We start from the raw sequence: 23,457 nt of genomic DNA on the forward strand, positions 1-23,457 counted from the left end.
CGAGCCGGTCGAAAAGCGCAATTTTCAACAGCGCGGATCGATGAGCAGCTTGCCGTCGCGGCTCGGATCCGCCTGATGCGCGAGCGCCGCGTCGAGCTTGCTCAGCGGATAGATTTCGGCGATGCGGCTGGAAAAGAGACCCGATCGCAAACCTTCGAAACTCTTGGCAAAGGCCGCTTCGATCACGGGTCGCCCGGCCGAATGCACCCAGGTCCGCAGCCACAGGAAGGAGAAGCGGATGTCCGGCCGCGCCTGGATCGCCGCCTGCGGCACCGGAACGCCGCTGAGCGCCCCATACTGGATGAAGGCGCCGCCCGGTTCGAGCGTGCGCAGAATAAGATCGCCGGCAAACGGACCGCCAACGGCGTCGATGATTGCGTCGAGGCGAAGCTGCGGCACGCGGCCCTCGTCGCCAAACACGATGTGGCCGGGGACCTCGGTTGCCAGCCGCTCGGCGCTGCGCGCGCTGCGGACGATCCCGGTGGCATCCGCGCCTTCGCCGGCCAGCAGCTTCATCAGCATGCCGCCGATCGCCGACCCTGCCGCGGTGACGCCGATACGGCGGCCACCGAGCGGGCCGAAATGTTGGCGCAGCGCCTCGACCAGTTGCAGCGCCGTCAGCGGATTGACGTAGCAGGTGGCCGCATCGGTCTCGCCGATGTCGTCGGGCAGGGCGAAACACCATTCGGCCGGCCGGATCAGATATTCCTGCCAGAGACCGCTGGCACCGATGGGCACCACGCGATCACCGGGTTTCAGCGACGTCACGCCAGGGCCGACGCGCGTCACCGTGCCGAAGCCTTCGAAGCCCGGCACGAAGGGCAGCGTGGTGCGGGCGCTATAGGCGCCAGTCACCGGGATGAGATCGGACGGGTTGATGGCGGCAAGCGACAGCGCCACCTCGACTTCGCCCGCCGCAGGCGCCACGCGCCCGGCATCGACCATCGCAATCACTTGCCGGGGATCACCGAACTGGCTAACGAGGGTGGAGCGCATCGTCAGGGAGCCTCGCATGGACGGCAGGGAGCTGGAGAACGTCACGGAAATCCGTATTCCGTTTCGCGATATAGACATGCACGGCCACATGCACAATGCCGCCTATTATGCCCACGCCGAGGCCGCGCTTTCCAGCCTCTGGCGTCACCGTCCGCATGTGGTGAACGAGCCGAGCTATCTCGTGCGCCGCTCGGCCTGCGTCTATCACCGTGGTCTGCGCTACGACGAACCGGCCCGTCTTACCGTCAACGTGGCGAAGGTCGGCGGCAGCTCGATCAGTTTTGTCGTCAAGGTCGAAGCACGCGGCCAACTTGCTGCCGAAGTCGAGGTCGTCTGGGTCGCGGTCGATCCGCAGCGGCACACGCCGCTGCCGCTGCCGACGGCGACGCGCGAATGGCTGGCGGCCTACTCGGTCTAGCCAAAGCAATTCCAGGAAAAGCGCGAAGCCGTCACAATAGACGACGCTCCAGCTTTCATGGTGTTTTTGGCCCGTCCAGGCAAAAGGCGCCACCCCCTCTGCCCGGCAGGGCAGAGGGGGTGTCTATCTTGTTACCAGACCAGTGTCGCGTACTATCCGAAGCGGTTTTCCGTCCGGAATTGCGCCGCCTAAACCGCGCGAAACAGGGTGACAATGCCCATGCCGCCGCCGACGCCCATCATCGCCAGTCCTTCCGTGCCTTTCGGCGATGCCAGCATCTGCGAGAAAAGCCGGACGGTGAGGATCGCCCCCGAGGCGCCATAGGGATGGCCGAGTGCGATGGCGCCGCCGTCGAGATTGACCCTTTCCGCGGCGATATCGAGTTGGTCGAGGCTGCCGAGCACCTGCGAGGCGAAGGCCTCGTTGAATTCGATGAAATCGACCTTTGCCGGATCGAGCGCGGATTGCCGTGCCTTCAGCTTCTGCATTGCCGGGACCGGGCCAAGCCCGAGCAGATTGGGATCGACGCCCGCGGTCGCCGCATCGACGAATTCGAGTGCGAAGGAGACGCCAAGTCGTTGGGCCTCGGCAAAGGTCGTCACCAGCACCACCGCCGCGCCGTCGTTGATCGGGCAGGCATTGCCGGCCGTTACCGTCCCGCCCTCGACGAAGACCGGCTTTAGCCGTTGCAGCGTCTCCAGCGAAGCATTGGCACGAGGGCACTCATCGCGCGACACAGAGCCTGCCGCCGTTTCGACCGGCACGATTTCGCGGGCGAAGCGGCCGGCAACGGCAGCCTCGACCGCGCGACGGTGGCTTTGAAGCGCAAAGGCGTCCTGACGCTCACGGGAGATCTTGCAGGCGGTCGCGACGTTTTCGGCGGCGACGCCCATATCCGGATCACCGGTCTCGTCTGGTGCCATGCGGGCGCGCTTGACCGGCGCGAGTTCGCCGCCGCGCTCCAGCGGCGGTCTCAGGCGGATATGCGCACGGCTGGCGCTCTCGGTGCCGCCGGCCAGATAGAAACGGCCGGCGCCCGCCTGGATCATCCGTGCGGCAAGGGTGATCGCCTCCAGCCCGGAACCGCATTGGCGGTCGACGGTGACACCCGGCGTCGAGACCGGCAGGCCGGCTTCGAGGGCGGCGAGCCGGGCGAGATTGCCGGCGCTGTTGGCGGCGTTGCCGAGAAGAACGTCGTCGATCTCGCTCGCCTTTACACCGGTATCGCGGAGAATACGGGCGATCAGCGGTGCCGCCAGCTGCGACGGTTCGATATCGCGAAGCGTGCCGTTGACGCGGCCGATCGGTGTGCGCAGAGCAGCGATAATGACAGGTATGCGTGCCGGGTCAGTCGATGAGTTCGAGAGCATCGTTTCCATCCGCGATCCATTGTCTGAGCGTGCCCGCCGCCACCTTGCCCGACTGCGTCATCGGCATATTCAGGCAGAGCCAGATGCGGCGCGGATGCTTATAGCGCGGCAGGTGGGCGGCGAGATGACGCTCAAGCGCTTCTCGATCAAACATACCGCCTTCCGGCTCGATGACGGCGACGAGTTCGCTGCCGAGATCCGGGTGGTCGAGCCCGAGGACGAGAGCGGCGTGCACGCCGGGATCTGCGGTCAGCGCGGCTTCCACTTCCTGCGGGTAGATGTTGTTGCCGCCCGAAAGCACCATGCCGCCGGACCGGCCGAGGAGGTGCAGGGTGCCGCACTCATCGAGGAAGCCGAGATCGCCGACCGTCGCCAGCGACCCGAGACGACGGAAGCCGGCACCATCGGTGGTGCCGACATACCCGTCGGATATGAGGGCGCTGTCGACGAAGATCGTGCCCGTCTCACCGGTTGGCATTTCGCCCCCCCTGTCGTCGCGAATGCTGAGCGCAACACCCGGGAAGGCACGGCCGACGGCGGTGGCCGAAGCGGTGTCGCCGTTGGTAGCAACACTGATGAAGCCCAGTTCCGAGGCGCCGTAATATTCGATGATATCGGCTTGAGGAAACGCGAGTGCCGCGCTGTCGCGATCGTTTTCGGTCAGCTTGGCGCCGGCGACGGTGATCTGGGCGACGGATGTTTGCGACCGGCCGGCGGCTGCAGCGCAGAGCCGCCGCAGCATCGTCGGCACCAGCGCCAGTCGCTTGACCTCTTTCGCCTCGACGATGGACATCGCCCGGGAGGCCTCGAAATGCGCGGCCCCGATGAATTCGGCGCCGGCGACAAGGGTTTCGGCAAGCGCATAAAGTGTCAGCCCGTGCGCGAGCGGACCGGGCGCAAAGGTGCGGGTGGCGCGGTCGATGCCGAAGAAGGCTTCGCCCGTGGCCAAGCTCCTGCGCCACGAACCGCGATCGCGGATGATCGCTTTCGGCGTTCCTGTTGTGCCCGAGGTGAAGACGATCAGGAATGGTTCCGTGTCGTCGCCGATTGCGAGCGGCTTTCGCTCGTTGCCGTCGGTCTCGCGAAAGGTTCGCGTTTTGCCGCTTGCGGGCGCATGGAGCGAGAGGTTGGCGCCATCGGCCCTGACAATGAGATCGGGCGACAAGCGATCGTGCATCGTCTGGCGCGTCGCCTCCGGCAGATGCGGATCGATCAGCGCGACGCAGTTGCCGCTGCTGGTGGCGGCAAGGCAGGCAGCGGCGAAGAGCGGATGATTGCCCGTCTCCAGTGCGATCAGGCGAGAGCGGTCGCCGAGCACGCTGCGGCGTTCGGCAACCAAATCTCCGAAACGTTCGGCAAGTGCGCCGGCGATGCGTGCGAGGTCACCAAAAGTGAAAACCCGGCCCTCGATTTGGAAGGCCGGGGCATGCGGATGGTCTTGCGCGTGGCGATGGATCGCGGCGGCAAACGGCATCGGCTCAGGCGCGGGCCGGCAACAGCGGATAGCCGGCGTAGACCGCGCGTGCGGCAAGCGTCGCGATCGCAGCCTTCAGCAGGTCGCCCGGAATGAAGGCGAGCGAGCCGGCTGCAACGGTCATGAGCGGGGTGCCGGTGACGGCGGAAACCCAGGGCATGCCGATCGCATAGAGCACGACGATGCCGCCGAGGACGGAGGCGAGGAAGAAGCCGATGAACTGGCGCGTTTCGGCCTGGCCTTCGCGCACGGTGCGCTCGGCGATCAGGCCGGTGACGAAGGTGGCAACGACCCAGCCGATGATGAAGCCGCCCGACGGGCCGGCAAAGACCGCAAGGCCGCCGCGGCCGCCCGAAAGCACCGGCAGGCCGATGGCGACCAGCAGCAGGAACAGCAGGAAGGCGAGCGCGCCGCGCCTGGCGCCGAGAATGCAGCCGGCGAGCATGACGCCCATGGATTGCGCAGTGATCGGGACCGGAATGAAGCCGAGCGTGATCGGCGGAATGAAGCCGAGCACGACGACGATCGCGGCGAAGAGGGCGATGAGCACGAGATCTCTGGTATTCATGTAGTTCCGCTTCCCTGTTTTTTAGAATTCGCGAATTTATTGACGGCGAAATCCGCGCGCGTCAATCGCGGCAGCAATCGTGTCGGCATCTTTCAGCGTCAGGATGATCAGCGGCCCTATGATCGTCAACGGCCGGACGGGCAGTCCGCGGGCGCGATGGGCTTCGCGGATTGCCTGATAGCGCGCAAAGATATCCGGGACGAAGCGCAGTACGAGCCCGAGCGCCAGGCTGACATCGGCCGCCTTCAGCCAGCCCAGCCGTTCCAGCGGGCTCAAGAGGATGGTGATCTCGTCCATGAAGGCGCTGATCGTCGTCGTCGCCGTGACGGCGGCTGCAAACAGAACCAGCGCCATCAGCCGCAAGGTTAACGTGGCGACCTCGGCAACGGACAGGTAAAAGAGATTGACGGCCGCCAGAAAGAAGATCGTCAGGAAGACGAAGCCGACGCGCTTCAGCGCCTCCTTGGGCGTGAGGCCGGCGGAGAGATAAAGTGCGGCGGCCACGATGAAGGCGATCGCCTGAACCGCGAGCGAAGCGCTCAAAAAAAGTCCGACGCTCGACGCCACGAGTGCCATCAGCTTCACCCTGACCGGAAGCCGATGGAGCAAGCTGTTACCCTCGATGTGCAGGCTCGTCAGCATCCGGCGATCTCGTGATAGCGGCGGATCGCGTCTTGCGGGTTGCCGTCGAAAGCAAGGCAGCCCTCGTGGAAGAGCAATAGCCGTTCGACATTCTCGACGAGCCCGAGATCATGGGTGATCACCACCGTATCCTCCGGCAGGTCGTCGATCGCCGCGGCGACACGGCGGCGGTTCTTGAGGTCAAGCTGGTTCGTCGGCTCGTCGAGGATCAGGATCTTCGGATCGGTAACGACGACGCTCGCCATGGCGACGAGCTGCGTTTCTCCGCCCGAAAGCTCATGCACGCGCCGCCTTGCCAGGTGTTCGATACCGAAGCGCGAAAGTGCTGCCTGCATGCGGCGGTCGACTTCTTCGCGCGAAAGCCCGCGGTTTTTCAGCCCGAAGGCGATGTCCTCGGCGACGATCGGCATGATCAGCTGGTTGTGCGGGTTCTGGAAGATGAAGCCGGCCTCGGAAAGCACGGCGCGGTCGTCTTTGATCGTATCGAGCCCGTTGACCGTAACGCCGCCGGAGGAAGGCTTCACCAGACCGTTGATCAGCCGGGCGAAGGTTGTCTTGCCGGAACCGTTGAGGCCGATGATGCCGATGCGTTTTTCGTTGAGCGTGAGCGTCAAGGGGTGCAAAGCCACCCGCTCGCCGAAGCGGACCGCGCAATCGGTAAAGCGGATGTCCATTCCGTTCCTCGCTGTCTCCGGCCCGCGCCGTTTTCGGGTTGCTCTATAGGCCAAGTGCGACAACAAGGGCAATGCAGTCCGCGGACCGATGCGGCATTTGAATTATGGGAATAAAAGCCTATTGTTATCGTCATGACGATTCGCCTTTCCAACAGCGACGCCCGTCGCATCTTCCTCGCCAAGCAGGGCCTTTCAGGCGCGCCCAACCGCGCGCTCGGCAAGGAAGGCCTCTTGAAGCTCATCCACGACATCGGCTTCGTGCAGGTAGACAGCATCGCCACGGTGGAGCGCGCCCATCACCAGATCCTGTTTTCCCGCAACCAGACCTATCGTCGAGAGCATCTGACGGCGCTGCTGGAGGACGATCGCGACCTCTTCGAGCATTGGACCCACGATGCCTCGATCATTCCAAGCAGCTTCTTCCGCTATTGGAAGCACCGCTTCAAATGGGAAGGTGAGACGATCGTCGAGCGGTGGAAGGCGTGGCGTGGCGAAGGCTTTGAAAAAGGCTGCGACGACACTTATCAGCGTATTGCCGAAGGCGGCCCGGTGCTCGCCCGAGACTTGAAGGAAGCCGAACACCAGTCTGGCGGCTGGTGGAACTGGCATCCGTCGAAGACGGCGCTGGAAGTGCTGTGGCGCACGGGCAAGCTGGCGATCGCGCGGCGCGAGAATTTCCAGAAGGTCTACGATCTCACGGAAAGAGTGATCCCGCCGCACCACAACGAGGATGACGTCAGCCATCCGGAGTTCATCGACTGGGCTTGCCGCAGTGCGCTGGAGCGTCTCGGCTTTGCCACCCATGGCGAGATTGCCGCCTTCTGGGATCTGGTGTCGCCCGAGGAGGCCAAGACCTGGGTGGCGGAACATCGCGACGAACTCGTGGAAGTGCAGATCGAAGCGATCGATGGTGGACGCCCGCGTGTCGCCTACGCCTTCGCTGGATTCCCGGACGCACTTGGCGATATCCCTGAGCCGCCGGGCCGGGTGCGGGTGCTGAGCCCCTTCGATCCGCTGCTGCGCGACCGCAATCGTACCGAGCGCCTGTTCGGGTTCTATTATCGCATCGAGATCTTCGTGCCCGAGGCCAAGCGCGAATATGGCTATTACGTCTTCCCGCTGATCGAGGGCGACCGGTTGATCGGCCGCATCGACATGAAGGCGGACCGCAAGCGCGGCAGCCTCGATGTCCGCAAGCTCTGGCTCGAAAAGGGCGTCCGCGCCTCGGCAGGGCGCCTGGAACGCATCGATGCCGAGCTCGATCGGGTTGCCCGCTTCGCCGGCGTCGAGCGGGTGGAACGGCTCGACGGCTGGAATACGTCGCTGTAGCGACTTGAGCTGCTGCATGCTTGTGTCGATCAGTGCGGATCGCGGAAACATGCGGCCTGTGATATTTTCCTTGGCTTGAACCCGCCGCCTTCCTAAATGGAGGCGATAGAAATTCCTGACGCGGGAGCGTGCCACTATGAACACCGATCTGATGAGCCTCTTCGATGCCGACGAGGCAACGGTCCGCAAGGTTCTCTCGGAAACGCTCGCCGGTGCCGACGACGGCGAACTGTTCCTCGAACATGCGCAGGCCGAGGTGCTTTCCTTCGACAACGGCCGGCTCAAGGGCGGCAGCTTCAATACCGACCAGGGTTTTGGCTTGCGCGCCGTTGCCGGCGAAGCGGTCGGCTACGCGCATTCCGGCGAACTTTCGCTTTCGGCGCTCCGCCGTGCTTCCGATGCGGTGGCGCAGGTGACGCGCGGTTATGCCGGTTCCTATGCCGCAGCCCCTCAGCGCACCAACAAGAAACTCTACGGCGACGAAAACCCGATCGGCGAACCGAGCTTCGAGGCGAAGGTCGCGCTGCTCCAGGAAATCGACGCCTATCTGCGCGCCAAGGATCCGAAGGTCCGTCAGGTGACGGCGACCATCGCCGCTAGCTGGCAGGTCGTCGACATCCTTCGCGCCGATGGCCACCGCGTCCATGACGTCCGGCCGATGACCCGCATCAACATCTCCGTCGTCACCGGCGAAGGCGATCGCCAGGAAAGCGGCTCCTTCGGCACCGGCGGGCGTCGCGGCTTCGGCGATTTCGTCACCGCGGAAAACTGGAAGCAGGGCGCCGACGAGGCGCTGCGCCAGGCACTCGTCAATCTCGAAGCGATCGATGCGCCCGCCGGCACCATGGACGTGGTGCTTGCCTCCGGCTGGCCGGGCGTCATGCTACACGAAGCCGTCGGCCATGGCCTGGAAGGGGACTTCAACCGCAAGAAGACCTCGGCTTTTGCCGGCCTGCTGGGCCAGCAGGTGGCCGCCAAGGGCGTGACGGTCGTCGACGACGGCACCATCGAGGCCCGCCGCGGCTCGATTTCGATCGACGACGAGGGCACGCCGTCCGGCTACAACGTGCTGATCGAGGACGGCAAGCTCGTCGGCTACATGCAGGACCGGCAGAACGCCCGGCTGATGGGAATGCAGCCGACCGGCAACGGCCGTCGCCAGGGCTATGCCCATGTGCCGATGCCGCGCATGACCAATACCTACATGCTCTCCGGCGACAAAACGCCGGAGGAAATCATCGCCTCGGTCAAGAAGGGCATCTATGCCGTCTCCTTCGGCGGCGGCCAGGTGGACATCACCTCCGGCAAGTTCGTCTTCGGCTGCACCGAGGCCTACCTGATCGAAAACGGCAAGATCGGCGCACCGGTGAAGGGTGCGATGTTGATCGGCAACGGTCCGGACGCGATGAAGCGTGTCACCATGGTCGGCAACGACACCAAGCTCGACACCGGCATCGGCAATTGCGGCAAGGCCGGCCAATGGGTACCGGTCGGCGTCGGCCAGCCGCATCTGCGCATGGATCAGATCACCGTCGGCGGCACGCAGGCGTAAGGTCCGATGGCGGTCTTCAAGCTGTCCTTTCTGTCGCCGAAGACCGCCACACCGACGCACGAACTGCGGTTTGATCGCGATGCCACCGAGATCGCGCGGGCGTTGGACCTGCAAAACGGCGTCTTCCCGGATCATGCCTGCTACCGTCTGGATCAAGACGACCTGACGCTGCTGGCGTCGGCCGTCGGGCTTGCCTTGCCAGAAACAGGCGAGGAAGCTGAGCTTCGGCGGCCGCATGCGCTCGATACCGTGCCCTATCTGGTGCACACCGGCTATGAGCTTCCGCTGATGCTGGAAGGGCGCAAGCCCTTCGCCTTCTTCAGCGACGATGCCGCGTCGCCCTGGCTTGCCGAAACCAAAGAGTTGTTCGCGCCACACGTTGCCGACGGAACTTTGCTTGCGGACATGTTCGAGTTCTCGCGGATGTGCCCGACAACGACCGGTGGCGAGAAGGAGCAGAGGGTTCTCTACCTCACCTATGCGTTGCCGGGGGAAGAGTGGCGTTTCGAGCGCTTCAGGCAACGCTGCCACCAGCTCTTTTGCAATTGGCGCCCATGGACGGCAGAAGACGAGCGCGAGGAGGGGCTGCTGCTTGGCTATAGCCAGGAGCAGTGCGACTGCTGGCTCGCCAACCGCTTCCGTAGAGCCGTCGTGCAAGAGTGACGAAGGCTCTGAGACCGGCGGCCAATCAGCCGCGCGACGGCAGCATCATGCAGTCATAGGAGCGCTCTTTGAGGGCATCGCAGGCTGCTGCTGCCGCGTCGCGGCTCGAAAAGCCGACGAAGCGGGCGCGGTAGATCGCTTTGGCACCCTTACCGACGGCTTCCGTGTAGGGCGTGGCGCCCGCGAGCGGCGCACCGGCTTCCGAGCGCGCCTGCGCCAGCAGCATGCGCGCAGCCTCTGCGGATGGCGCCGCCGAAATCTGGATCTGCCAGCCGCCTGACGCAGCCGGAACTGCAGCCGTCGTTTCGATCTCGGCAAGCTCCGTCGGCCGTTCCGCGGGGATGGCGGCCGTCGATGTCGCTGTAATCAGGGCAGCAACCGAATCCCGCTTGGCCCGCTGCGGTGCGGTGTAGGGCATCGGAACCTCGGATGTCGCGACCGCGGCTACTTCGACGGGGGCTTCAATCGTCTTGCCGCCGCGCTTGGATGCCACCAGCTGCCGTCCGCCCTTGGCTGCCTTGCCGACATGGCGATCGAGAAGGGCCGCCATCTTGGCGTCGCGGCTGCGCGCCGTCTTGCCGCCGAGAACGACGCCGACCACCCGGCGATTGCCGTCCTTGACGGCGCTGACGAGGTTGAAGCCGGAGGCATTGGTGTAGCCGGTCTTGATGCCGTCCATGCCGTCGTAGCGGTACATCAGGTTGTTGTGCCCCCGCACCTTGCGGCCGCGGAAATTGAAGCTTTCGGTCGCAAACAGCCGGTACTCCCTGGGGAAGTCGCGCATCAGCGCCACGGCGAGCGTCGACATTTCACGCGCCGTCGTCACCTGCTTGCTGGCAGGCAGGCCGGAGGCATTGATGAAGATGGTCTTGCTCATGCCGAGCTGACGCGCCTTGGCGGTCATCATGCGGGCGAAATTCGCCTCGGAGCCGCCGAGCTTCTCGGCCATCGCTGCCGCGGCATCGTTGCCCGAGCGCACGATCATGCCGAGGACCGCCTCGCGCACCGTGATCGTCATGCCGGATTTGAGGCCGAGCCGCATCGGCGGCTTGGCGGCCGCCGCCTTCGAAACCTTGATCTTGCTGTCCCAGGAAAGCTTGCCGCTCTTCAGCGCCTCGAAGGCCATGTAGACCGTCATCATCTTGGTCAGGGAGGCCGGATGGTTGAGGACGTCGGGGTTTTCCGATGAAAGGACCTTGCCGGTGCGCGCATCGAGCACCAGCGAGGCGCTTCCGGCGACGGCTGTCGCCGTCCCGAGCGCCAGTGCGAAGGTCGCCAGCAGGAGGCAGCGCAAAGTTTTCATATCGATCCCCGTCGAGTGGCGCCCTCGGCAAGGCGCAAAGCTGTTTCGTTTTGTGACAAGATCCGTGTCTTTGCTGCAACTTTAGGGCGGAATGTGGCGAGCCGACCTTGTTTTCGAGGTTGTGGTAAATGGCCGATGAACGCTCTCCCCGTTCAACAAGGTTTAACGCCCTCGCCGTTAACTTTCCAGGCTGTTAGTCCGCGCCGGAACCTCGCGGGCCAGATTTGGGGGCGACCATCAAGGGCATGATCAGGACAATTGTTCGCCGCGCCGCAATTGCCGGTGGGCTGGAAGTCGCGGGGGGGCTGAGCCGCGCCGGGCTGATTGCCGGCGCGCGTGGGCAGGGGGCGATCTTTACCCTGCATCATGTCCGGCCGAAATCTGCCCGTGCCTTCGATCCCAATGCGCACCTGGAAATCACGCCGGAATTCCTCGATGTCGCGTTGAGGACGCTGAAGCGCGACGGCTATCGCTTCACCCCGCTCGAACACTTGCCGGAGGCGCTGGCCGCCAAAGGTGGGCCGGTCGCCTGCTTTACCCTTGATGACGGCTACCGGAACAATCTCGAGCACGCGTTGCCGGTCTTCCAGCGCCATCAGGCGCCATTCACGGTGTTCGTGACCGGCGGGTTCGTCGATCGCACCCATACGCTTTGGTGGGAGACGCTTGCCGATATGCTCGCAACGAGCGAGAAGCTGCGCTTTGACTTCGGCCGTGGCGTAGAAACATTGCAGGCGTCGACCGCGGCCGAAAGGCATGCCGTCTTCAATCGCATTGCGGCGTTCATTCACGGCCATGATGAGGCAAAGGCGATCGCTTCCTTGAACGCTGCAGCCCTCGATGGCGGCATCGATCCGCAGGCGATTACCGAACGCCTCACACTGGACGAGGCCGGTTTGCGGCGCCTGATCGAAAGTCCTATCGCGAGCCTCGGCGCCCACACGATCAGCCACCGCGCGGTCGCGCGCCTGACGGATGCTGAGGCGCGGCGGGAGATTGAGGGATCGCTGCGGCGCGTCGAGGCGATCACCGGTCGGCCGCCCCAGACTTTCGCCTATCCCTATGGCGACGCACCGGCGCTATCCGCACGCGACCACCGCATCGTCGCCGATTTGGGTTTCACCCTGGCCGTCACCACCCAACCCGGCACGCTCATCGCTCGCGCGAAAGCCAGCCTTTATGCGCTACCGCGCATTTCTCTGAACGGCCATTTCCAGCGCGCCCGCTACGTTTCGGCTCTGGCCTCCGGCATACCGTTCCGCCTGGCGGCCGGCTAGAAAAGGCGACTTGGGCAGCCGAGTGCTTCGACGTCAATTGAAGGCAAAAGCCATGAGAATGCTGTCCTGGTAAACACCGTCGTGTTTCCAGTCGCGAACACGACGGCCTTCGATCTGGAAGCCAAATTGCGCGTAGAGTGCCCGGGCAGCGACATTTTCGTGGAGGACGGAGAGCTCGATGCGTTCCAATCCGCGTTCACTAGCGCGTTGCATCGCCAGTTGCAGGAGCCGGCTGCCGATTCCCTTGCCGCGATAGGCGGCCAGGAGCCCCATGCCCAACGTCCCGACATGGGCGCGAACAGGTGAGGCATCCAGCCGGATATCGCACCAGCCGACCACTTGATTGTCGACCCCAGCGATCTGGGGTGCCTGGGCGCGATGCAGGTCGGCCATGTATGTGGCAAAGCCGTCGAAGGGTGGGGCGCTCAGCCGTGAAAGCCACCGCCCTTCCTTGGAGACGTCATCGAGGCAGCGGTGACAGCCGGCTATATCGTCGAGCGTCGCGTCACGAACATCGATCGTCATCAAAGAGCGCTCAACAGAAACGAGCGGCTCAGGCCGGGCAAAGGGACGAGTGATGCCCGGCAACGTGCGTGGCCGGGCATCGATTTCGCGCCTCTCTTGCGGGAGGCAGGCATCGGTGCCTTAAGGGTACATGCGCACTTTTTCCCAGCCGCCTTCCGGCGCCTCACGACGGAATTCCATCCGGTCGTGCAGCCGGAACGGACGGTCGTGCCAGAATTCGATCGACGTCGGGCAGATGCGGAAGCCCGACCAATAGCTTGGGCGCGGGATTTCGCCGAGCGCGTGGCGGGCCGTGTATTCGGCAACGGCCTTTTCCAGCGCGAAGCGGCCTTCGAGTGGCCGCGACTGCTTCGAGGCCCAGGCGCCGATGCGGCTGCCGCGCGGCCGGCTCTTGAAATACTCGTCGGCCTCCTCGTCGGTGACGATCTCGACCGGGCCGCGCACGCGCACCTGCCGACGCAGCGATTTCCAGTGGAAGCACATCGCCGCCTTGCGGGCGCCGAGGATCTCCTCACCCTTCTGGCTTTCGAAATTCGTGTAGAAAACGAAGCCGCGCTCGTCGAAACCCTTAAGCAGCACCATGCGGACATTCGGCAGTCCGTCGGCATCGACGGTTGCGAGCGCCACCGCATTCGGGTCGTTGATCTCGCTACCTTCCGCGTCCTTCAGCCATGTGCCAAACAGGGAAAAGGGTTCATTTGATTCGGTGAAGTCACCGCTTGTTAACTCATTCGCCGCCATATTGCGTTCCAATGCCGTGATGTCTGGCGCGGAAATACTTCGGGATGAGCCCGACCGGTGTTTCCGCATCGAAAATGTCGGAGCCTGTATGTTGACCTTGTCGAGAAACGTGCGGCTCCAGCGAGTCTGACAGGATTGCCGTGCAAGACATAGCAAAGTGGATCGACGCCAAGAAGGGGTATTCCTTCGCCTTGCTGCGTAGCGCGGCAATTTGCCTGCCGGTCCTGGCGCTGTCCGGCTGCATGGGGGCTGGCCTCGACCTTTTCGGCAGCGGAGTCGACCGCACGGTTTCGACGGGCACAGTTCCCGTTGCCAAGACCTCCGATGGCCTTTCCGATGCGGTGATGGTTCGCAACGCCGTGACATCGGCCGAGCTCAACAGCGGCGCCATCAATCCTATTCCCTGGGCCAATGCGACCTCCGGCAGTGCCGGTGTCATCAGCAGCATCCAGGAAGACCGCGCCAGCGGCATGCTCTGCCGCCGATTCACCACGACGCGTCATTCCTACGAAGGCATCGCCAAGTTCGACGGCAGCACTTGCCAGGGCGGCGACGGCGCCTGGTATCTGACGAGCTTCGGCCCGCGCGCCTGAGCGAGCGTTCGACGCAAGCCGTTGAAATCGGTGATTAACCACGTTTTGGCAAATGCGCGCATGACGGCCGGCGTTGCCGTCTCAACGGCCACATGAGGCCGCGTGGCTAACCACTATTTAGCAACTTCTCCGGATCATCGGTGTTCAGTGGACGGGCGACAATGGCGCCTGCAATCGGGGCAAAGGCGGGCATCAGGGAGAGGCCGCCGATCAGAGAAGATGGTAGAAACCATGCGTGATCCCTATGTGATCCTCGGGGTGCGGCGCAATGCCGGGCAGGATGAAATCAAGGCCGCCTGGCGTTCGCTGGCAAAGGCTGTGCATCCGGACCATAACCAGGACGATCCCAACGCCGCGGAGCGTTTTGCCGAAGCCGGCAAGGCCTATGAGCTGCTGCGCGACCCGAAGCTCAGAAGCCGCTACGACTACGCGCGCCGCGAAGCCGAGCTTCGTCGCATGGAGGCGATGAAGGCAAAGATGCGGCCTCAGGAAGAGGCGCCGGTCGACGCCGAGACCGCCGAGGACGCCATTTCACAGATTTTCGGCGCGGAGACCCGCAGCAAGTCGGCCCGCCCATCGCCGAAGCCGACGCCGAAACCATCGCCCAAGCCGGCTGCGGCAGCAAAGGAGCCGGAGCGCCCGGCCCAGGCTTCCGAAAGCAAGCCGGAACCAGCCCCCGAACCGCAGCAGGAAAACGCTCTCAAGACAGAGACTCCGCTGATGCAGCGTGCAGCAGCACCGGCCGCCGAGCTTGTGGCGGCGATCGTCCGGCGCATCCGGGGTCGCGCGGCAAAGACGGCCGAGAAGGTCCCGGATCTTCCCGTCGATCTCGCCGTCAGTATTGACGATCTGATCAATCGCCAGCGCCTCAGCGTCGAGCTTCCCGACGGCGAAAGCCTGAAGGTGCAGATCCCTCCGGGCGCCGTCGACGGTCAGAGCATTCGTCTGGCGGAGCAGGGCTATCGGGTGACCGGCATGACCCGTGGCGACGTCGTCGTCACGCTCAGGGTCGACCAGGGCGGGACGTTCCGCGCCCGCGGCCTCGATCTCATGACCACCTTGCCGATCGATCTGCAGGGCGCCGTGCTCGGCTGCGAACAGGTGCTCGAAACCCCGGTCGGGCAGGTTACGGTGGTCGTGCCGGCCTGGTCCGGCTCCGACAAGGTCATCCGCCTTGCGGGCAGGGGGATGCCCGGTGCTTATGGTACGCATGGCGATCTGCTGGTCGAATTGCGGCTGGTCCTGCCCGAGGCGCCCGACGACAAGATCACCGATCTGATGAAGTCGCAGCGCGACGGCCTCTATCTGTGACAGGCCATTTGTGACAGTTCGCTGACACACTGAACCAATATTACGGGGACTAACAGTTCCTGATCTCAGCCGTGCTTGAACCACCCTTGCGGCTATGCCATAGGCAATTCTCGACATTTTGCCGCACCCGTTCTCGTGGGGCGTCTGTGACATTTTTGATCTTTGGCACCGGCGACGGCCGATGCTGGAATAGTATTGGGGACTTACCATGGCTCAGGCATCCGGTCTGATGAAGGGCAAGCGCGGCGTCATCATGGGCGTTGCAAACAACCGTTCCATCGCATGGGGCATTGCCAAGGCCATCCACGCGCAGGGTGGTGAAGTTGCGTTGACCTATCAGGGCGACGCTCTGAAAAAGCGCGTCGAGCCGCTGCTCGCGGAAATCGACGGCTTCATGGCCGGCCATTGCGACGTCAGCGACGAAGCCACCATCGACGCGGTCTTCGACGCGCTTGAGAAGAAGTGGGGCAAGATCGATTTCGTGGTGCATGCGATCGGCTTCTCCGACAAGGACGAACTGACCGGCCGCTACGTCGATACCTCGGCCGACAACTTCGCCAAGACGATGCAGATCTCGGTCTACTCCTTCACTTCGGTTGCCCGTCGCGCTGAAAAGCTGATGACGGACGGCGGATCGATGCTGACGCTGACCTATTACGGCGCCGAAAAGGTCATGCCGAACTATAACGTCATGGGTGTCGCCAAGGCTGCCCTGGAAGCAAGCGTCAAGTACCTCGCCGTCGACCTCGGCCCCAAGAACATCCGCGTCAACGCGATTTCTGCAGGCCCGATCAAGACGCTGGCCGCCTCCGGCATCGGTGACTTCCGCTATATCCTCAAGTGGAACGAGTACAACGCGCCGCTGCGCCGCACCGTCACCATCGAGGAAGTCGGCGACGTCGGCCTCTACATGCTTTCGGACCTGTCGCGCTCGGTTACCGGTGAAGTGCACCACGCCGACAGCGGCTACCATGTCGTCGGCATGAAGGCTGTGGATGCGCCCGATATCTCCGTGATCAAGGACTGACCGAACCGCCAAGTCGGATTCGGCAGCCTGCAGCCCGGAGACATGTTGTGCTGATCTATGTGATCCGTCACGGACAGACCGACTGGAACGCCGAAAGCCGGCTCCAGGGGCAAAAGGATATCCCTCTCAATGATTTCGGTCGCCAGCAGGCGACCGGCAACGGCGTGGCGCTTGGAGGCATCCTCGGCGCCGATGCCCGGCATTTCGACTTCGTCGCCAGTCCGCTCGGCCGCACGCGCGAGACCATGGAGCGTGTCCGGCGGGCCATGGGGCTCGATCCGGACGCCTACCGCACCGACGAGCGGCTCAAGGAAGTTTCCTTCGGCGATTGGGAAGGGCACACGCTGCCCGAACTCAAGCGCTCGGCGCCACAGAGGATCGCCGAGCGGCGCGCGGTGAAATGGGACTTCATTCCGCCCGGTGAGGATGCCGAGAGTTACGAAATTCTGTCCTGGCGCATAGCCGCCTGGCTCAGGGACGTGACGAAGCCGACGGTCTGCGTCAGTCACGGCGGCGTCATTCGCGTGCTCTTCAAGCTTTTCGGGGAAATGGAAGCCGAGGAGGCCGCGACCGCGGCGATCCCGCAGGACCGCCTTCTGCGCATCTCCGGCAATGCCATCGGCTGGGTCTGATAGCCTGAAGCGTCGGGCGTAGATTGGCGCAACGACGCGCCAAAGCGCTTCACATGGATGCCCGCGCGAGGGGCATCCGATAAAGGTCATTTTTCAGAAATGTGGAAATCCGGTTCGGGCGAACCGCGCAGCGGCCTGTAAGGCCGCGCTTTCTATTGAACGATTTCGAGATCGTTGATGACCCGCTTGCCGTCCACTTCCGTGTAGAAGACGAGAACCTTCACGCCGGCCTTCAGGCCTTCGAAATTGAATTCCTCAGGCGCCTGATAGTTCTTGCCGTCGTCAAGCGACAGGCTCAGCCTTTCGGTATCAACACCCGTAATGGTAGCTTCAACGTCGGCGCTTTCGGCAAGGGCGGACAAGGGCGAGAGCAGCCCTGCGGTGGCCATGAGTGCGGCAATAACAAAACGCATTCTTCTTGCCCTCTTCAACGTTTCTGCGAACATCCTTGTCACTCCCCTTTGATCCCCGATTGTGGCAAAAATTGCCTTGCGGCGTGGCTTTTGGCCGGACGCCCCCGCTTTTTTGATGGTCTATCCGAACTCTGGAGACTGGACGGCGGTACCGTATTTTTCAAGCGGGCAGGGGCCGAACTCCGGGTATCGGCGGTGTGGTTTCCCCATGAATTATAGGGTTTGCCAGGGAATTGTGACGAAAGCCAATCTTAAGACTCGCTCGCTACCTTTGGTTGGGGATCGAGGGGAAGAGATTGAAGATCATTGACGTTCTGCGCCAGCGCATTCGGGCCGCCGCCAGATTTGCGAAACCGTCGCTCATTCCTGCGGCGATCGCGGGCCTCGTCGTGTTTACGGGCGGGCATGTCTATGAGCGGCAAAACCGTGAAAACTTCCAGAACGACCTCAGGATCGACGTCGAGAACGAACTGAACCTCATTGCCAACCGCCTGCAATCGGAGGTTAACACCAGCATTGCCGCGCTGAACGGTTTTGCCAACAGCATCGGCGTGCATCCGGCCATGACAACAGACGATTTCACCGTCATGGCGACGAAGCTCCTCCTGCAGAATCCGCAGATGGTGCGCGCCTCGGCAGCGCCCGGCGGCGTCGTGCGGATCGCCTTTCCGCGCGAGAGCCAGCAATGGTTCGTCGGCAGCGACTTCAACCGATTCGGCGCGACAAGACATGCCATCGAGCGTGCGTCCTCGACGGTCAGGCCGGTGATGATCGGCCCGATCCGGCTGCCAAGCGGCCGCAATGGTTTCGAGCTGTTCCTGCCAGTCTTTTCCAAGGTCCAGGGACGCATGGAGCGTTGGGGTTACGTCGAGGCCATACTCGACGAGAAGGCGCTGTACCGCGCCGCGCGCCTGCTCGAGTCGGGCGGCGGGGCGCCGGAACTGGCGCGGGACCACCGCCATGTCGACGTTCACCTGGCGATCCGCGATATTTCCGAGCCGGACCGCATACAGGATGCGTTCTATGGCGACGACGCTCTTTTTCGCGCCGCGCCGGTCAACCGCCGGTTGGAGCTCGCAGGCGGCGTGTGGGAGCTAGCGGCCATGCCCGTCGGTGGATGGCAGCAGCTTCCCGAAAACAGCAGCTTCATCCAATTGGCGATCGCCGTCGCCGTCACGGTGGTGGTTATCCCGATCCTCCTGGCTGGCGGCCTGGTCAACGAGCGACAGCGCAACATCGCCAAGCTGAAGGCGCGGGAAGGGGAGGTGATGACGCTGTCTCACCGCCTGAACCTCGCGCTCGACGCGTCGAAGATCGGCATCTGGGAAATCGACGTCGAGAGCCAACAGCGTTCCTGGGACGACCGGATGTTCCACCTGCATGGACTGGAGGTGCATCTGGACGAGCCCACGTACGACGAGTGGCGCGCGACCGTGCATCCTGACGACATAGGTATTGCCGCCAATGCGCTGTTCCGTAGCCTCGATGACGGCCTCGAGTACCGATCGCAGTATCGTGTCATTCTGCACGACGGTACGGTGCGCCACATCCGCAATGTCGGGTCCAGCCACCGCGGCGCCGATGGCCGCGCCAAGGTCACCGGTATCAGCTGGGATGTCAGCGACGATGTGCTCAAGAACGAGCGGCTGAGTGCGGCCAAGGCACAGGTCGACCAGCAGAACCTTGAGCTCGAGCAGGCGCTGAAGGGTCTCTACGAGCGTGAACAGGATCTAGAACTCCTGTCACGACGTCTCGACCTCGCTCTTGATTCCTATCGCTGCGGCATGTGGGAGGCCGATCTCGACAACAACGTCGCCTATTGGGACGAGCGCATGCATCAGCTCTACGGGCTGGTCTATACCGACGGTGCCACCAACGAGCAGACATGGCTTCAAGCGCTGCACCCCGATGACCGGCAGCCGGCGCTCAACGCGGTCAATCGCGCCATCGAAGCGGACGAAACCTATGTGCATCAGGTGCGGGTGATATTGTCGGCCGGAGCGGTTCGCCACATCCGCTCGGTCGGCAAGCTGCACGTCGCGCCGGACGGTGCACGGAAATTCGTTGGCATGGCGCTCGATGTTACCGACGACGTGCTGATGACGGAACAGTTGCGCGCGGCCAAGGCCATGGCGGACGCAAAGAACGCCGAGCTGGAGCAGGCCCGGGTTCGCATCGAGCACAACGCACTGCATGACCCGCTGACAGGGCTCGGCAACCGCCGCATGCTCGACAAGGCGCTGGAGCGACTGACCCTGGACGCCGGCAGCGACCGTGAGGACATCGCCATCCTTCATATCGATCTCGACCGGTTCAAGCAGATCAACGACACCCTGGGTCACGCAGCCGGCGACGCCATGCTGATCCATGCCTCGGAGATCCTGCGGGCGAACACATCGTCGGGCGACATCATTGCCCGCATCGGTGGCGACGAGTTCGTTGTCGCCGTTACCGGCGAACAGGGCGAGGCGACGCTTGCTGCCCGTTGCGACCGGATCATTGCCGCGATGCGGCAGCCGGTCGACTACAACGGATTTCCCTGCCGTTTTGGTGTCAGCATCGGCGTGGCAGTCGGGTATGGCGCCGACATCGACGCGCGCAAGCTGCTCGTCAACGCCGATATCGCGCTCTACCGCGCCAAGGAGGCGGGCCGGAACCGCTACCAGTTCTTCACCGAGGTGCTGCAGGCGGAAGTGGTGACCGCCAAGCGCATCGCCGACGAGATTTTGGAAGGCATCGAGCGCGACGAATTCGAACCTTGGTATCAGCCGCAGTTCGATGCGACGACGCTCGCGCTTTGCGGCGTCGAGGCACTGGTGCGCTGGAGGCATCCGCGCGAGGGCATATTGACGCCGGATCGTTTTCTCGGCATCGCCGACGAACTCAACGTGACGGCGATGCTCGACCGTCTCGTTCTGGAGAAATCTCTCACCGATCAGATGCGATGGGCAGCGGCCGGCATTCGGGTTCCCAAGATTTCGGTCAATGTTTCGGCCAAGCGGCTGCAGGACGACGACCTGCTGTCCTCGCTTGAAGGCTTGAGCATCACGCCCGGACAGATCTGTTTCGAACTGGTGGAGTCGATATTCCTCGACGAAAGCGACGATATCGTCGCCGCCAACATCGAGGGCATCAAGAAGCTCGGGATCGATATCGAACTCGACGATTTCGGCACCGGCCATACCTCGATCGTCAGCCTTTTGAAGATCAAGCCGAAGCGGTTGAAGATCGACCGCCAGCTCGTCGTTCCGGTTTTGAGCGCCCGCAGGGAGCAGGCGCTGGTGCGCTCGATTATCGAGATTGCCCGCTCGCTCAATATCGAGACCGTGGCCGAAGGCGTGGAAACCATGGCGCATGCCGAAATGCTCGGCATTCTGGGCTGTGATGTGCTGCAGGGCTACGCATTTGCCCGGCCGTTGAGCGCGGAGAAGTTTCTCGCCTTTGCAACCGAACGCGGCTTGCGCCTGGCGTCGTGATGAAGGACGTCGCGTCAGGTCGCAAAAGCCTTTCCCCATCTCCGGCTTTCCACTAAGAGAAGGCATCCGCGTACAAAACGTACGGCCGTTGCTTGCTTAGGGTCGGTTGCCTTCATGTCGCATAACACTTTCGGTCATCTCTTCCGCGTTACCACCTGGGGCGAAAGCCACGGGCCGGCGCTCGGCTGCGTCATCGACGGCTGCCCGCCCGGCATCCGTTTCACGCTCGCCGAACTCCAGGTCTGGCTCGACAAGCGCAAGCCCGGCCAGTCGCGCTTCGTGACACAGCGCCGCGAGGACGATCTGGTCAAGGTTCTCTCCGGCGTCATGTTCGACGAGGACGGCGAGACGATGATCTCGACCGGAACGCCGATCTCGATGTTGATCGAAAACACCGACCAGCGCTCGAAGGACTATTCCGAGATCGCCAAGCGCTATCGTCCGGGCCACGCCGATTACACCTACGATCTGAAATACGGCATCCGCGATTATCGCGGTGGCGGCCGTTCCTCGGCGCGCGAGACCGCGGCGCGCGTCGCTGCCGGTGGTGTCGCCCGCAAGGTCGTGCCGGGTCTCGTCGTGCGCGGCGCGCTCGTGCAGATCGGCAAACACAAGATCAACCGCGCCAACTGGGATTGGACCGAGGTCGACAACAACCCCTTCTTCGCACCGGATCCGGAGATCGTGCCGGTCTGGGAAGAATATCTCGATAGCATCCGCAAGTCCGGATCCTCGATCGGCGCCGTCGTCGAAGTGGTTGCCGAGGGCGTGCCCGCCGGCATCGGTGCGCCGATCTATGCCAAGCTTGACCAGGACATCGCCTCGAACCTGATGTCGATCAACGCCGTCAAGGGTGTCGAGATCGGCAACGGTTTCGGTGCGGCCGAAATCACCGGCGAGGAAAACGCCGACGAGATGCGCATCGGCGCCGATGGCAAGCCTGTCTTCCTGTCGAACCATGCTGGCGGTATTCTTGGTGGCATCGCCACCGGCGAGCCGGTGATCGCGCGTTTCGCCATCAAGCCGACCTCGTCGATCCTCACCGAGCGACGCTCGGTCGACAGCGACGGCAACGAGGTCGATGTGCGTACCAAGGGTCGCCACGATCCGTGCGTCGGCATCCGCGCCGTGCCGATCGGCGAGGCGATGCTTGCCTGCACGATCGCCGATCACTACCTGCGTGACCGTGGCCAGACCGGCCGCCTCAAGTAATTCGGCTTCAACCGGCCCAGACAATTCGGGAAGAACACCATGTCCTATGATCAGAAGCGTGTCGTCGATGCCATTCGCGCCTTTGAGGCCGGCGAAATCGTCGTCGTCACCGATGACGACGGCCGCGAGAACGAGGGCGACCTGATCGTCGCGGCGGTGCATTGCACGCCGGAAAAGATGGCCTTCATCGTGCGCCACACCTCGGGCATCGTCTGCACGCCGATGCCGCGCGAGGAGGCCAAGCGCCTGAACCTCAACGCCATGGTGGCGGAAAACGATTCCGCGCACACCACCGCCTTCACAGTCTCGGTCGACTTCAAGCACGGCACGACGACGGGCATTTCCGCCGACGACCGCACGCTGACGGTACGCAACCTCGCCAATCCCAATGTCGGGCCGACGGACTTCGTTCGCCCCGGCCACATTTTCCCGCTGGTCGCGCGCGAAGGCGGCGTTCTCATGCGCTCCGGCCATACGGAAGCTGCCGTCGACCTCTGCAGGCTCGCCAGCCTGCCGCCGATCGGCGTCATCTGCGAACTCGTCAATGACGACGGAACGGTCATGCGTGGGCCGCAGGTGGCGAGCTTCGCCGACACCCATGGCCTGAAGCAGGTTTCGGTCGCCGATCTCATCGCCTATCGCCAGCGCAAGGAAACGCTGATCGAGCATGGCGGCTCCTTCGATATCGAGACGCCCTATGGTGCGGCCAAGGGACATTCCTATTCTCTGCCCTGGGATCCGATGCAGCATCTCGCCGTCGTCTTTGGCGACATCCGTGATGGCGTCGATATCCCGGTTCGCCTGCATCTCGAAAATGTCGGCGCCGACGTCTTCGGCAGGGACTGCCAGATCGACCGCATCATGAAGCGCATTGCCGACGAGGGCAGGGGGGTCATCGTCTATCTGCGCGAAGGCTCGGTCGGCGTCGGCGTGTCGCAGACGGCGCGCAAGGGCAAGCACGAGCGCGAAGCGCACGACGAGGCGCAGGCGCGCGAAAACGAGTGGCTGGAAATCGGCCTCGGCGCGCAGATCCTGAAGGATCTCGGCATCAGCTCCATCAGGCTGCTCGCTTCGCGCGAACGCCACTATGTCGGCCTCGAAGGCTTCGGCATCAAGATCGTCGGGACCGACATCATCTAAAGACGCGTCGCTCTCGCATGCATCAGGCCCGGATCATCGATCCGGGCCTTGTTTTTTATGCTCGGCGGCGGCCAACAAAAAAGCCGCGCTCGAAGCGCGGCTTTTTGTTTGTCTTTGAATT

Annotated in this window: 22 protein-coding genes; 12 read left to right on the forward strand and 10 right to left on the reverse strand. The window is 63.5% G+C overall.

Annotated features, from left to right (window positions below; translation table 11 throughout):
- Positions 1 to 24 precede the first annotated feature (24 nt).
- Positions 25 to 996: a zinc-dependent alcohol dehydrogenase family protein gene (locus tag AC3WVQ_RS02690; protein ID WP_090294788.1), complete on the reverse strand. Its 972-nt coding sequence runs from the start codon at positions 994 to 996 to the stop codon at positions 25 to 27.
- Positions 997 to 1,012: 16 nt separating this feature from the next.
- On the opposite strand from AC3WVQ_RS02690, the gene AC3WVQ_RS02695 reads away from it, so the two are divergent.
- Positions 1,013 to 1,414 carry an acyl-CoA thioesterase gene (locus AC3WVQ_RS02695; protein ID WP_034801160.1) on the forward strand — a complete coding sequence of 134 codons (402 nt, stop codon included), beginning with the start codon at positions 1,013 to 1,015 and terminating at the stop codon, positions 1,412 to 1,414.
- Positions 1,415 to 1,602: 188 nt separating this feature from the next.
- Here the strand turns inward: AC3WVQ_RS02695 and AC3WVQ_RS02700 are convergent, their stop codons facing one another.
- Genes AC3WVQ_RS02700 through AC3WVQ_RS02720 form a run of 5 tightly spaced genes read right to left on the reverse strand, consistent with a single transcriptional unit; the run spans position 1,603 to position 6,142 of the window.
- Positions 1,603 to 2,784, reverse strand: a complete 1,182-nt coding sequence (locus AC3WVQ_RS02700) for a thiolase family protein (RefSeq protein WP_090294786.1) — start codon at positions 2,782 to 2,784, stop codon at positions 1,603 to 1,605.
- Positions 2,762 to 4,258 (reverse strand): class I adenylate-forming enzyme family protein, encoded by a 1,497-nt coding sequence (locus AC3WVQ_RS02705; protein ID WP_110818492.1) that lies wholly within the window; start codon positions 4,256 to 4,258, stop codon positions 2,762 to 2,764. Before AC3WVQ_RS02705 ends, AC3WVQ_RS02700 begins: the two co-directional genes overlap by 23 nt.
- A gap of 4 nt (positions 4,259 to 4,262) precedes the next feature.
- Positions 4,263 to 4,826 (reverse strand): biotin transporter BioY, encoded by a 564-nt coding sequence (locus AC3WVQ_RS02710; RefSeq protein ID WP_060584143.1) that lies wholly within the window; start codon positions 4,824 to 4,826, stop codon positions 4,263 to 4,265.
- 36 nt (positions 4,827 to 4,862) lie between these two features.
- Positions 4,863 to 5,468 carry an energy-coupling factor transporter transmembrane component T family protein gene (locus AC3WVQ_RS02715; RefSeq protein WP_110818491.1) on the reverse strand — a complete coding sequence of 202 codons (606 nt, stop codon included), beginning with the start codon at positions 5,466 to 5,468 and terminating at the stop codon, positions 4,863 to 4,865.
- Entirely contained in the window at positions 5,462 to 6,142 is a 681-nt protein-coding gene (locus tag AC3WVQ_RS02720) for an energy-coupling factor ABC transporter ATP-binding protein (protein WP_090294781.1), read from the reverse strand. Before AC3WVQ_RS02720 ends, AC3WVQ_RS02715 begins: the two co-directional genes overlap by 7 nt.
- Before the next feature lie 132 nt (positions 6,143 to 6,274).
- Between AC3WVQ_RS02720 and AC3WVQ_RS02725 the strand changes: the two genes are divergently transcribed.
- The 3 genes from AC3WVQ_RS02725 to AC3WVQ_RS02735 all read left to right on the forward strand — a co-directional run bounded on the left by AC3WVQ_RS02725 (position 6,275) and on the right by AC3WVQ_RS02735 (position 9,686).
- Complete coding sequence (locus AC3WVQ_RS02725; protein ID WP_034801172.1) at positions 6,275 to 7,471, forward strand: winged helix-turn-helix domain-containing protein; 1,197 nt, start codon at positions 6,275 to 6,277, stop codon at positions 7,469 to 7,471.
- Between the two features lie 136 nt (positions 7,472 to 7,607).
- On the forward strand, positions 7,608 to 9,023 hold the full coding sequence (gene tldD, locus AC3WVQ_RS02730; protein ID WP_034801178.1) for a metalloprotease TldD: 1,416 nt from the start codon (positions 7,608 to 7,610) through the stop codon (positions 9,021 to 9,023).
- A 6-nt stretch (positions 9,024 to 9,029) separates the two neighbouring features.
- Entirely contained in the window at positions 9,030 to 9,686 is a 657-nt protein-coding gene (locus tag AC3WVQ_RS02735) for a hypothetical protein (RefSeq protein ID WP_090294779.1), read from the forward strand.
- Positions 9,687 to 9,711: 25 nt separating this feature from the next.
- Here the strand turns inward: AC3WVQ_RS02735 and AC3WVQ_RS02740 are convergent, their stop codons facing one another.
- On the reverse strand, positions 9,712 to 10,989 hold the full coding sequence (locus AC3WVQ_RS02740; protein ID WP_090294778.1) for a D-alanyl-D-alanine carboxypeptidase family protein: 1,278 nt from the start codon (positions 10,987 to 10,989) through the stop codon (positions 9,712 to 9,714).
- 245 nt (positions 10,990 to 11,234) lie between these two features.
- On the opposite strand from AC3WVQ_RS02740, the gene AC3WVQ_RS02745 reads away from it, so the two are divergent.
- Positions 11,235 to 12,266, forward strand: a complete 1,032-nt coding sequence (locus AC3WVQ_RS02745; protein WP_090294823.1) for a polysaccharide deacetylase family protein — start codon at positions 11,235 to 11,237, stop codon at positions 12,264 to 12,266.
- 33 nt (positions 12,267 to 12,299) lie between these two features.
- Here AC3WVQ_RS02745 and AC3WVQ_RS02750 read toward each other — a convergent pair whose 3' ends face one another.
- Positions 12,300 to 12,791, reverse strand: a complete 492-nt coding sequence (locus AC3WVQ_RS02750; RefSeq protein ID WP_492382590.1) for a GNAT family N-acetyltransferase — start codon at positions 12,789 to 12,791, stop codon at positions 12,300 to 12,302.
- A gap of 120 nt (positions 12,792 to 12,911) precedes the next feature.
- Positions 12,912 to 13,601: a pyridoxamine 5'-phosphate oxidase gene (pdxH, locus tag AC3WVQ_RS02755; protein WP_082566261.1), complete on the reverse strand. Its 690-nt coding sequence runs from the start codon at positions 13,599 to 13,601 to the stop codon at positions 12,912 to 12,914.
- A gap of 71 nt (positions 13,602 to 13,672) precedes the next feature.
- Here pdxH and AC3WVQ_RS02760 point away from each other — a divergent pair, with 71 nt between their 5' ends.
- The 4 genes from AC3WVQ_RS02760 to AC3WVQ_RS02775 all read left to right on the forward strand — a co-directional run bounded on the left by AC3WVQ_RS02760 (position 13,673) and on the right by AC3WVQ_RS02775 (position 17,095).
- A complete protein-coding gene (locus AC3WVQ_RS02760) occupies positions 13,673 to 14,125 on the forward strand; it encodes an RT0821/Lpp0805 family surface protein (RefSeq protein WP_034801195.1) in 453 nt (150 codons plus the stop codon).
- 219 nt (positions 14,126 to 14,344) lie between these two features.
- Positions 14,345 to 15,436 (forward strand): DnaJ C-terminal domain-containing protein, encoded by a 1,092-nt coding sequence (locus AC3WVQ_RS02765; RefSeq protein WP_090294775.1) that lies wholly within the window; start codon positions 14,345 to 14,347, stop codon positions 15,434 to 15,436.
- 208 nt (positions 15,437 to 15,644) lie between these two features.
- On the forward strand, positions 15,645 to 16,463 hold the full coding sequence (gene fabI, locus AC3WVQ_RS02770; RefSeq protein WP_034801205.1) for an enoyl-ACP reductase FabI: 819 nt from the start codon (positions 15,645 to 15,647) through the stop codon (positions 16,461 to 16,463).
- 47 nt (positions 16,464 to 16,510) lie between these two features.
- The gene (locus AC3WVQ_RS02775) at positions 16,511 to 17,095 is read left to right on the forward strand and encodes a histidine phosphatase family protein (RefSeq protein WP_034801207.1); all 585 of its coding nucleotides are present in this window, start codon (positions 16,511 to 16,513) and stop codon (positions 17,093 to 17,095) included.
- A 152-nt stretch (positions 17,096 to 17,247) separates the two neighbouring features.
- Here AC3WVQ_RS02775 and AC3WVQ_RS02780 read toward each other — a convergent pair whose 3' ends face one another.
- The gene (locus AC3WVQ_RS02780) at positions 17,248 to 17,508 is read right to left on the reverse strand and encodes a DUF1344 domain-containing protein (RefSeq protein WP_034801209.1); all 261 of its coding nucleotides are present in this window, start codon (positions 17,506 to 17,508) and stop codon (positions 17,248 to 17,250) included.
- 296 nt (positions 17,509 to 17,804) lie between these two features.
- On the opposite strand from AC3WVQ_RS02780, the gene AC3WVQ_RS02785 reads away from it, so the two are divergent.
- The 3 genes from AC3WVQ_RS02785 to ribB all read left to right on the forward strand — a co-directional run bounded on the left by AC3WVQ_RS02785 (position 17,805) and on the right by ribB (position 23,336).
- Positions 17,805 to 20,984, forward strand: a complete 3,180-nt coding sequence (locus tag AC3WVQ_RS02785; protein ID WP_110818488.1) for a bifunctional diguanylate cyclase/phosphodiesterase — start codon at positions 17,805 to 17,807, stop codon at positions 20,982 to 20,984.
- A 114-nt stretch (positions 20,985 to 21,098) separates the two neighbouring features.
- Positions 21,099 to 22,196, forward strand: a complete 1,098-nt coding sequence (gene aroC / locus AC3WVQ_RS02790) for a chorismate synthase (RefSeq protein WP_034801213.1) — start codon at positions 21,099 to 21,101, stop codon at positions 22,194 to 22,196.
- Positions 22,197 to 22,235: 39 nt separating this feature from the next.
- Positions 22,236 to 23,336, forward strand: coding sequence for a 3,4-dihydroxy-2-butanone-4-phosphate synthase (gene ribB / locus AC3WVQ_RS02795; RefSeq protein ID WP_060516306.1), 1,101 nt, complete (start codon positions 22,236 to 22,238; stop codon positions 23,334 to 23,336).
- The last annotated feature ends 121 nt before the right edge of the window (positions 23,337 to 23,457 follow it).

This window comes from Ensifer sp. EB106-05-01-XG146 (genome assembly GCF_058791875.1).